Raw genomic sequence first — 9,129 nt, 5'->3', positions numbered from 1 at the left:
ACGCCCTTGCCGATCCGGGCCGCGTCGTTGAAGCCGGTGCCGCCGCTGGTCTTCTTCGGCGGTCCCTGCGGCAGTTGCGCGTCCACGCCGCCCGCGCCGAGTTCGGGCTCGGACTGGGCGGGGGTGGCGCCCTTCTTCAGCTGCTTCTCCACCCCGTACGTCAGCTCCAGGGGCCAGCGGGCCGCGTCCGAGCCCTTCGCGCCCTTCGCGCCCTGCGCGCTGATCCGTTCGACCGACAGCAGATAGCGGCCGGCGCCCTCGTCACAGGTACCGTTCTCGCCCGCACCGCCTGGGATGCGGCTGACACCGGAGACGAGCGGCTCGCCGCCCTCGTCCTGCCCGAAGTGCTCGGTGCTCGACTCGCAGCCCGTGCCGGCCCCGGCCCCGGTCAGCTCCGTACGCAGCCCGTCGAGCTCATCGACGGACGAGCCCGGCTTCGGCACGACGGTGGCGGCGAAGCCGGTGGTCGAGGCGCGGTCCATCCGGACCCGGTACCAGCGCTTCTCGCCCGGCCCGATGGTGTCCAGATACTGCCCCGGCCGGCTGCTCAGCGCCGCCGCGTCCCCGGCCTCCGCCCCGCCCTGGATCTCCTTGCCCCGGAACCGGTAGCCGTCCACGGAGAGTTGGCCGGCGCGCTGCAACTGGCGGGCGAGCGCGGCCGCGTCCGGTGCGTCGTAGTACGAGCCGCTGCCCGCCCGCGCCACGCACTCCAGTTCCTGACGGGCCTTGCCGCGCACCTGGAAGCCGATCGCGTCGATCCGCAGGTCGATGCCCCGCTTCGTCAACTCCTCGGCCACCTCACAGGGTTCGGGAGCGCCGCAGTTGTCCTCGCCGTCGGAGATCAGCACGATGGTGCGCTGCCCGGTCGCGCCCGCTGGAACCTTCGGCAGGTCCTGGGCGGCCTTGCGCAGCGAGTACCCGATCGGTGTGTCGCCCCGGGGCCGCGCCTTCGCCACGGCGTCCTTGATGCCGGCCCGGTCCAGCGGCGCCACGGGCTCGGCGAGCCGGGTGTCGGTGCACCCCCGCTGCTTCTCGGAGCCGTAGAGGCGCAGCCCTGTCGGGTAACCGTCGGGCAGGCTGTCGACGACGGCGCCGACAGCCTTACGGGCCGCGGTGATGCGCGTACCGCCCGAGCCGTCCTTGTCGGCCATCGACCCCGACGAGTCCAGCAGCATCACCATGGAGCTGTTGCCTTCTGCAACGGTCTTCGGGGCGGAAGCCGCAGGCACGGCCGCGAGTAGTGCGAACAGCACACCAGCCGCCACGCCTCCCGCCGCCATCCCCGTCAGTCGGCTCTTCCCGCTCGATCGACCGCCCGCTGATCCCATGCCCATCCGTCCCCCTCGCACGCAGTGGTGCCCGGCCTGGCTTTGCATGAGCAGCCTAGAGCTTTGCTCTCGCACACGACAAGGGGAGGATCGTCACGGAACAGCAACGAGGCCCCCGCCGCCGAGCGGCCAGGGCCTCGTTGTCTTCGCTGTCGCTGTCTTGCTGTACGCGAACGCTTGTGGAGTCACACACCCGAACCTGCGGGTACGGAGTCGGTGGCCTCCGTCCACAGGTCCTGCTCGGCGCGGTCCGCCTGGATCTGGCGGTACACGAGGAGCCCGCCGATGGCTGCCAGTGCGACCAGGAGAAGCTTCTTCACCGCGCTACCTCGTCCTTCTGAAGAGACGTTGGGACCATCTGGCGCCCGATGATACCCAACGGGCCCCAGGCGGAAGGGTGGCCGCCCCGACCCGTGTTCGATCTCCTTCAGGCGGTGCTCGCCCCTCCGATTCTCCAGCCTAGTCGCCCGTCGAGTGAATGCCGGGCTGCAGGATCTCGTCGAGAACCTCCCGGACCGCCCCGTAGGCGACGTAGTTGACGGCATACGCCAAGTCGTCGTTACTGCTGACGTGCTCACCGACCTCCTTGAGCTTCGCCTCCTCGCCGGCGGCCCAGTCGCGGGCCCGGCGAATGCGGTCGAGCAGCGCGTCGGCCTTCTCATCGTCCGTCATGCCTGGACGGTAACCGCCTCAGGAGCCGAGCGCAGCCCCCTCCCGGGGAGCAGCGGCACCGGGGGTCACGTCCACACGTCGGCCTTGCCGCCCCGCCACTCGATCAGAACGGGGTCGTCGAGGCGTACCTGATCCGGATCGAGCCCGGCCCGGCGCAGGAACTCGACCAGATCGGCGATGCCCAGGGCGAGCCCGAGGTCCTCCCCGTCGGCGGTGACACGGCGCCCACCCGTCGGGGCAGGCGGATGCACGACGATCGACGCAGTCATACCGCCCAGAGTGCGACACGCTCGCGCCCTGCGCATCCCGTGGGACAGAACGGCCGGGCGGGCTGCGGGGGCTCATGGCCTGAGGGCCTGAGGGCCTGAACCGGGACACGCACCGCCGGTCCGCTCGAAGACCCCGCTCCGCGTCCTACGTTGAGATCCGCACCGTGGAAATGGAGGCCGACCCGTGACCCACTTTCCCGAGCGCCCCTTGCGCCTCGGCACCCGTGGCTCGCCCATGGCGCTCGCGCAGGCCGGCCACGTCGCCGCGCGGCTGCGCGAGCTCGACGCCGGGCTGCGGATCGAGACCGTACCGGTCGCCGCCGAAGCCGACACGTGGCAGGGCGACCTCAGCCGACTCGGCGGCCGCAAGGGCCTGTTCGTGAAGGCCGTCGACGAGCAGCTGGCGAACGGCGAGGTCGACGCGGTCGTGCACTGCCTCAAGGACGTGCCCGGCGACCGGCCGTTGCCGGCCGGGCTGATCTTCGCCGCGATGCTGCCCCGCGCCGATGTCCGCGACGTCCTCCTGGTCCCCGAGGGCTCGAAGGTCACGTCCCTCGCCGGCCTGCCCGCCGGATCGGTCCTCGCCACCAGTTCCGTACGCCGTACGGCACAGATCCTCGCCCTCCGTCCCGACCTCACCGTCGTCGCGGTGCGCGGCGCGGTCGGCTCCCGGCTGGCGAAGCTCGACGGGGCCGTGGACGGGCTCACGGCGGACGGGCTGGTGCTGGCCCGGGCCGGACTGGAACGGCTCGGGCTGGCCGGGCGCATCCGGCAGGAGTTCGCCGTCAACGAGCTCCTGCCGGCCGTCGGCGCGGGCGTCCTGGTGCTGGAGTGCCGCCGCGACGACACGGCCGTAGGGGAACTGCTCGCCCGGCTGAACCACCCGAAGACACACGGGGAGGCGACGGCGGAGCGGGCGATGCTGCACGGGCTGCGCGGGCACTGCAACTCCCCCGTCGCCGGGTACTGCGTCACGGGACACGACGGGCTGCTCAGCCTGCGCGGATCGGTCTTCTCCCCCGACGGCACGCAGTTCGTCCGCGCGCACCTGCGAGCCGCGGAGTCCGACGATCCCGCCACCCTGGGTTCCCGTGTCTGCGCCGATCTGCTGCGCCAGGGCGCCCGCGCCATCATCGGCTGACGCGTCGCCCGCCCAGGGTCACCGAAGGTCAGACCTTGGTGAAGCACAACGTGTAGTCGGCGCCCCGGTTGTTCCGGTGCTGAATGCCGTAGTCGTACTTCGACCCGCATTCCTTGTAGGGGCCCAAGATCTTTTCGCCCGTCTTGTACTCGGCCTCGGCGGAGCCGCAGTCGACGACCGTCGGCAGCGGATTGCCTTCAGGGTCCTTGACCTTGACACAGTCGCCGACCTCCGGGTTGTGCGTCATGTCCTCCTTGACCTGCGCGGACTGCGAAGCTTCCGCCTTGGCCTTGCCGCCGGTGGGGCTGGTGTTGTAATCCCACACGTAATAGCCCACGCCGGCGACGATCGCTATGACGACGACGGCGGCCTTCAGCGCCCGCAACGCGCCCCCCGGCGGCGGCTGCTGCGGTCCGCGCGGAGGCTGCGGCTGCTGCTGATATCCGTACGGCGGCGGCTGGTGCGGCTGCTGCTGCTGCTGCTGCGGATAGCCGTACGGCGGCGGCTGCTGCTGATATCCGTACGGCGGCTGATTCTGGTAGTGCGGCGGTGGTGCGGACATGCCTGAAGACCCCCGGTAGTTGACTGCCCGAACAAAGATCAACGCGATTGACATGCGCAGGCTACCGTCGGTCGTCAGCCGGGTCTGCACCGGTACAGCGGTCCCGTGACGGCTGTAAACGTCAAAAGACCCGTTACTGAGGTCAGTAACGGGTCTTTGGGCTGGTGGGGCTAGGAGGACTTGAACCTCCGGCCTCATCCTTATCAGGGATGCGCTCTAACCATCTGAGCTATAGCCCCGCGCCGCACCGAAACATTAGCGCACTTCAGGCCGCGCCCCCAAATCGGTTCCGGGGGTCATTCGTCCTCCGCCAGGGTGAGCTCGACGCCGCCGACGAAGCCCGCGGACAGGTTGTAGATGAAGGCGCCCAGCGTCGCCAGAGCCGTCGCCAGCACCACGTCGATCACCGCGATGACCGACGTGAACAGCAGCACCCTGGGCAGCGACAGGAACGACTCCAGATCGAAGCCGCCGCCGGCATCCCCCGACTGCGTCGCCTCGCTGACGGTGCCGCCGATCGTGGAGAAGACGCCCATGGCGTTCATCACCATCCACAGCACCGCCACCGCCACGATGGTGCACAGGCCCAGCGCGATCGACAGCAGGAAGCTGACCTTCATGACCGACCAGGGGTCGGCATGGGCCACCCGCAGCCGTGCCTTGCGGGTGCGCGGCACGGTACGGGCGCCGGTGCGCGCCCGTCGTACGGCACCCGCGTCCGCACCCGCGTCCGGCCCCCGACCCCACGGCCCCGAGCCCGCCTCCGGCCGGGCGGCCGACGGCGAGGGCGCGTTCACCGGCGGAGCCGACGGCGTCTCTACCGGCGGAGCCGACGGCATCCCTACCGGCGGAGCCGACGGCGCCGCTGCCGGCGGAGCCGGATATGCCCGCGGGGGCCGGTGCGGCGGGGGCTGCGGTGGTGACGGATGCTGCTGCTGCGGCTGCTGCCGGGGGTGGGGTTGCTGCTCCGGCAGGGGCTGCGGCTGTGCCTCCGGCTGCGCATGAGGCTGGGGCTGGGCACCACTCACGCCTTACTCCTCATCGTCCGACTCGTTCGGGGCGGCCGGTGGCTCCTCGCCCGGCTCCACGCCGGGCTCGACAGCCGCCTCCACAGCCGCCTCCACTTCCTCGGCCTCACGACCGGCCTCGGCGTTACGTGCGACACCGACGACCGCGTCCCGCTTGCCCAGGTTGATCAGCTGAACGCCCATGGTGTCACGGCCTGTCTCCCTGACACCCTCCACGCGCGTACGGATCACGCCGCCGCTGAGCGTGATGGCGAGGATCTCATCGGACGCCTCCACCACCAGCGCGCCCACCAGCGAGCCGCGGTCCTCCACGATCTTGGCGGCCTTGATGCCCAGACCACCTCGGCCCTGCACACGGTAGTCATCGACATTCGTGCGCTTCGCATACCCGCCGTCGGTCGCGGTGAACACGAACGTACCCGCCCGGACGACGTTCATCGAGAGGAGTTCGTCATCCTCCCGGAAACTCATCCCCTTCACACCGGACGTCGCCCGCCCCATCGGCCGCAGCGCCTCGTCGCTCGCGGTGAACCGGATCGACTGGGCCTTCCTGCTGACCAGCAGCAGATCGTCGTCCGAGGACACCAGCTCCGCGCCGATGAGTTCGTCGTCGCGCCCGTCCGGCATCTGCCGGAGGTTGATGGCGATCACGCCGCCGGAGCGCGGCGAGTCGTAGTCCTTCAGCGGGGTCTTCTTCACCAGGCCCGACTTGGTGGCCAGCACCAGGTACGGCACCGCCTCGTAGTCCCGGACGGCGAGGATCTCGGCGATCTGCTCGTCCGGCTGGAACGCCAGCAGGTTCGCTACATGCTGCCCGCGCGCGTCCCGGCCCGCGTCCGGCAGTTCGTACGCCTTCGCGCGGTAGACGCGGCCCTTGTTGGTGAAGAAGAGCAGCCAGTGGTGGGTGGTGGAGACGAAGAAGTGGTCGACGATGTCGTCCTCTTTGAGCTTCGTCCCGCGCACGCCCTTGCCGCCGCGCTTCTGCGCGCGGTAGTCGACCGTCTTCGTCCGCTTCACATAGCCGCCACGCGAGATGGTGACGACGATGTCCTCCTCGGCGATCAGGTCCTCGATGGACATGTCGCCCTCGAAGGGGATCAGCCTGGTGCGCCGCTCGTCGCCGAACTTCTCGACGATCGTGCTGAGTTCCTCACCGATGATCTGCCGCTGCCGCTCCGGCGAGGCCAGGATCGCCTGGTACTCGTTGATCTTCGCCTGCAGTTCGTCGTGCTCGGCGGTGATCTTCTGCCGCTCCAGCGCCGCGAGCCGCCGCAGCTGCATCTCCAGGATCGCGTTGGCCTGGATGTCGTCGATCTCGAGGAGCCGCATCAGCCCGCCGCGGGCGTCCTCGACGGTCTGGCTGCGCCGGATCAGCGCGATGACCTCGTCGATCGCGTCCAGCGCCTTGAGCAGGCCGCGCAGGATGTGCGCCCGCTCCTCCGCCTTGCGCAGCCGGAACTTGGTACGGCGGACGATGACGTCGATCTGGTGCGTCACCCAGTGCCGGATGAAGGCGTCCAGCGACAGCGTGCGCGGCACGCCCTCGACCAGGGCCAGCATGTTCGCACCGAAGTTGGTCTGCAGGTCGGTGTGCTTGTAGAGGTTGTTCAGCACCACCTTGGCGACCGCGTCCCGCTTGAGGACGATCACCAGCCGCTGGCCCGTACGCGAGGAGGTCTCGTCCCGTACGTCCGCGATGCCGCCGACCCGGCCGTCCTTCACCAACTCGGCGATCTTCAGCGCCAGGTTGTCCGGGTTGGTCTGGTAAGGCAGCTCGGTCACCACCAGGCACTGCCGCCCCTGGATCTCCTCGACCTCCACCACCGCGCGCATCGTGATCGACCCGCGCCCGGTGCGGTACGCCTCCTCGATGCCCTTACGGCCCACGACCAGCGCGCCGGTCGGGAAGTCCGGGCCCTTGATCCGCTCGATCAGCGCGTCCAGCAACTCCTCGCGAGAGGCGTCCGGGTGCTCCAGAAACCACTGGGCGCCGGCCGCCACCTCGCGCAGGTTGTGCGGCGGGATGTTGGTGGCCATGCCGACCGCGATGCCCGCGCTGCCGTTGATCAGCAGATTCGGGAAGCGCGCCGGGAGCACCGTCGGCTCCTGGTTACGCCCGTCGTAGTTGTCCTGGAAATCGACGGTTCCCTCGTCGATGTCCCGCAGCATCTCCATCGACAGCTGCGTCATCTTGCACTCGGTGTACCGCATGGCGGCCGCGGGGTCGTTGCCCGGCGAACCGAAGTTGCCGTTGGAGTCCACCAGCGGCATCCGCATCGACCAGCGCTGGGCGAGCCGCACCAGGGCGTCGTAGATCGAGGAGTCGCCGTGCGGGTGGTACGTGCCCATCACGTCGCCCACGACGCGAGCGCACTTGTAGAAGCCCTTCTCGGGCCGGTAGCCACCGTCGTACATCGCGTACAGCACCCGGCGGTGCACCGGCTTCAGACCGTCACGGATGTCCGGCAGCGCACGCGAGACGATCACGCTCATCGCGTAGTCGAGATACGAACGCTGCATCTCGGTCTCGAGGCTCACCGGCTCCACCCGGGAGGCCGCGCCCTCGATCTGCACCGGCGCGGGATCGTGCGGAACGACCGGCTCGACCGGATCGGTGCCCTCTGGAGTGTCCGGGGTGGGGGAAGTGTCGTCGGCCATTGCTCAGCTCAAGTCCTTCTGTGTGTGCGGCGGGCCGCGTGCGTACGGGCCGACGTGCTCAGATGTCGAGGAAGCGGACGTCCTTGGCGTTCCGCTGGATGAACGAACGCCGCGCCTCGACGTCCTCACCCATGAGGATCGAGAACAGATCGTCCGCGGCCGCCGCGTCGTCCAGCGTCACCTGACGCAGCACCCGGTGATCGGCGTCCATCGTGGTGATGCGCAGCTCCTCGGCGTTCATCTCGCCCAGACCCTTGAAGCGCTGGATCGAGTCGTCCTTGATCCGCTTGCCCTGCTCGCGGCCGAGCTGGATGAGGCTGTCGCGCTCACGGTCGGAGTAGGCGTACTGGTGCTCGTCACGGCCCCAGCGGACCTTGTAGAGCGGCGGCTGGGAGAGGAAGACGTGGCCGGCCTCAACCAGCGGACGCATGAAGCGGAACAGCAGCGTCAGCAGCAGCGTGTTGATGTGCTGGCCGTCGACGTCGGCGTCGGCCATCAGAATGATCTTCTGGTAGCGCAGCTTCGCGATGTCGAAGTCCTCGTGGATGCCCGTACCGAAGGCCGAGATCAGCGCCTGCACCTCGGCGTTCTGCAGCACCTTGTCGATGCGGGCCTTCTCCACGTTGAGGATCTTGCCGCGGATCGGGAGGATCGCCTGGAACTCCGGATTGCGGCCCGACTTGGCCGAACCGCCGGCCGAGTCACCCTCCACGATGAAGATCTCGCACTTGGCCGGGTCGTTGGACTGGCAGTCGCTCAGCTTGCCCGGCAGCGACGCGGTCTCCAGCAGCCCCTTGCGGCGGGTCAGATCACGCGCCTTGCGCGCCGCCACCCGCGCCGTGGCCGCTTGGATGCCCTTGCGGATGATGTCCGCAGCCTCGTTGGGATTACGGTCCAGCCAGTCGGTCAGATGCTCGTGAGTGATCTTCTGCACGAAGGTCTTCGCCTCCGTGTTGCCCAGCTTCGTCTTCGTCTGGCCCTCGAACTGCGGCTCACCCAGCTTCACCGAGATGATCGCCGTCAGCCCCTCCCGGATGTCCTCACCGGTGAGGTTGTCGTCCTTGTCCCGCAGCAGCCTCTTGTCCCGCGCGTACCGGTTGATCAGCCCCGTCAGCGCCGCACGGAAACCCTCCTCGTGGGTGCCGCCCTCGTGCGTGTGGATCGTGTTGGCGAAGGAGTACACCCCCTCGCTGTACTGGTTGTTCCACTGCATCGCGATCTCGACCGACAGCATGCGCTGCTTGTCCTCGGCCTCGATGTCGATCACCGTGGGATGCACCAGCTCACCCTTGCGGGAGTTGAGATAGCGCACGAAGTCGGAGATGCCGCCCTCGTAGTGGTAGCTGACCGAGAGCTGCCGGCCCTCCTCGTCGACGTGCTCGTGCCGCTCGTCCGTCAGCTTGATGGTGAGGCCCTTGTTCAGGAACGCCATCTCCTGGAAACGGCGGGCCAGCGTCTCGAACGAGTAGTC

Annotated in this window: 9 protein-coding genes and 1 tRNA gene; 1 reads left to right on the top strand and 9 read right to left on the bottom strand. The window is 69.1% G+C overall.

Annotation, left to right across the window (positions count from 1 at the left end; genetic code table 11):
• From ACRDP3_RS20395 to ACRDP3_RS20380, 4 genes are all read right to left on the bottom strand, one after another.
• Nucleotides 1–1,181: vWA domain-containing protein (locus tag ACRDP3_RS20395; RefSeq protein WP_431518416.1), on the bottom strand; the 1,181-nt coding region annotated here is incomplete at its 3' end.
• Nucleotides 1,182–1,513: 332 nt separating this feature from the next.
• Nucleotides 1,514–1,648: a DLW-39 family protein gene (locus tag ACRDP3_RS20390; RefSeq protein WP_003958712.1), complete on the bottom strand. Its 135-nt coding sequence runs from the start codon at nucleotides 1,646–1,648 to the stop codon at nucleotides 1,514–1,516.
• A gap of 139 nt (nucleotides 1,649–1,787) precedes the next feature.
• Nucleotides 1,788–2,000 carry a hypothetical protein gene (locus ACRDP3_RS20385; protein WP_431518415.1) on the bottom strand — a complete coding sequence of 71 codons (213 nt, stop codon included), beginning with the start codon at nucleotides 1,998–2,000 and terminating at the stop codon, nucleotides 1,788–1,790.
• A gap of 65 nt (nucleotides 2,001–2,065) precedes the next feature.
• Complete coding sequence (locus ACRDP3_RS20380; RefSeq protein ID WP_431518414.1) at nucleotides 2,066–2,269, bottom strand: hypothetical protein; 204 nt, start codon at nucleotides 2,267–2,269, stop codon at nucleotides 2,066–2,068.
• A gap of 184 nt (nucleotides 2,270–2,453) precedes the next feature.
• Between ACRDP3_RS20380 and hemC the strand changes: the two genes are divergently transcribed.
• On the top strand, nucleotides 2,454–3,410 hold the full coding sequence (hemC, locus tag ACRDP3_RS20375) for a hydroxymethylbilane synthase (RefSeq protein ID WP_431518413.1): 957 nt from the start codon (nucleotides 2,454–2,456) through the stop codon (nucleotides 3,408–3,410).
• A gap of 28 nt (nucleotides 3,411–3,438) precedes the next feature.
• Here hemC and ACRDP3_RS20370 read toward each other — a convergent pair whose 3' ends face one another.
• From ACRDP3_RS20370 to ACRDP3_RS20350, 5 genes are all read right to left on the bottom strand, one after another.
• Entirely contained in the window at nucleotides 3,439–3,972 is a 534-nt protein-coding gene (locus ACRDP3_RS20370; protein WP_431518412.1) for an LppU/SCO3897 family protein, read from the bottom strand.
• 162 nt (nucleotides 3,973–4,134) lie between these two features.
• A tRNA-Ile gene (locus tag ACRDP3_RS20365) sits at nucleotides 4,135–4,211 on the bottom strand.
• A 57-nt stretch (nucleotides 4,212–4,268) separates the two neighbouring features.
• Nucleotides 4,269–5,000 (bottom strand): DUF3566 domain-containing protein, encoded by a 732-nt coding sequence (locus tag ACRDP3_RS20360; protein WP_431518411.1) that lies wholly within the window; start codon nucleotides 4,998–5,000, stop codon nucleotides 4,269–4,271.
• Nucleotides 5,001–5,003: 3 nt separating this feature from the next.
• On the bottom strand, nucleotides 5,004–7,658 hold the full coding sequence (gene gyrA / locus ACRDP3_RS20355; RefSeq protein ID WP_431518410.1) for a DNA gyrase subunit A: 2,655 nt from the start codon (nucleotides 7,656–7,658) through the stop codon (nucleotides 5,004–5,006).
• Nucleotides 7,659–7,716: 58 nt separating this feature from the next.
• Nucleotides 7,717–9,129 (bottom strand): toprim domain-containing protein (locus ACRDP3_RS20350; RefSeq protein ID WP_431518409.1); only part of this gene is annotated, 1,413 nt, incomplete at its 5' end.

The sequence above is a fragment of the Streptomyces sp. genome, assembly GCF_050698815.1.
Classification (GTDB): Bacteria; Actinomycetota; Actinomycetes; order Streptomycetales; family Streptomycetaceae; genus Streptomyces.
Note: the sequence above shows the minus strand (reverse complement) of the source record. Positions and strands in the feature narration are given on the sequence as shown.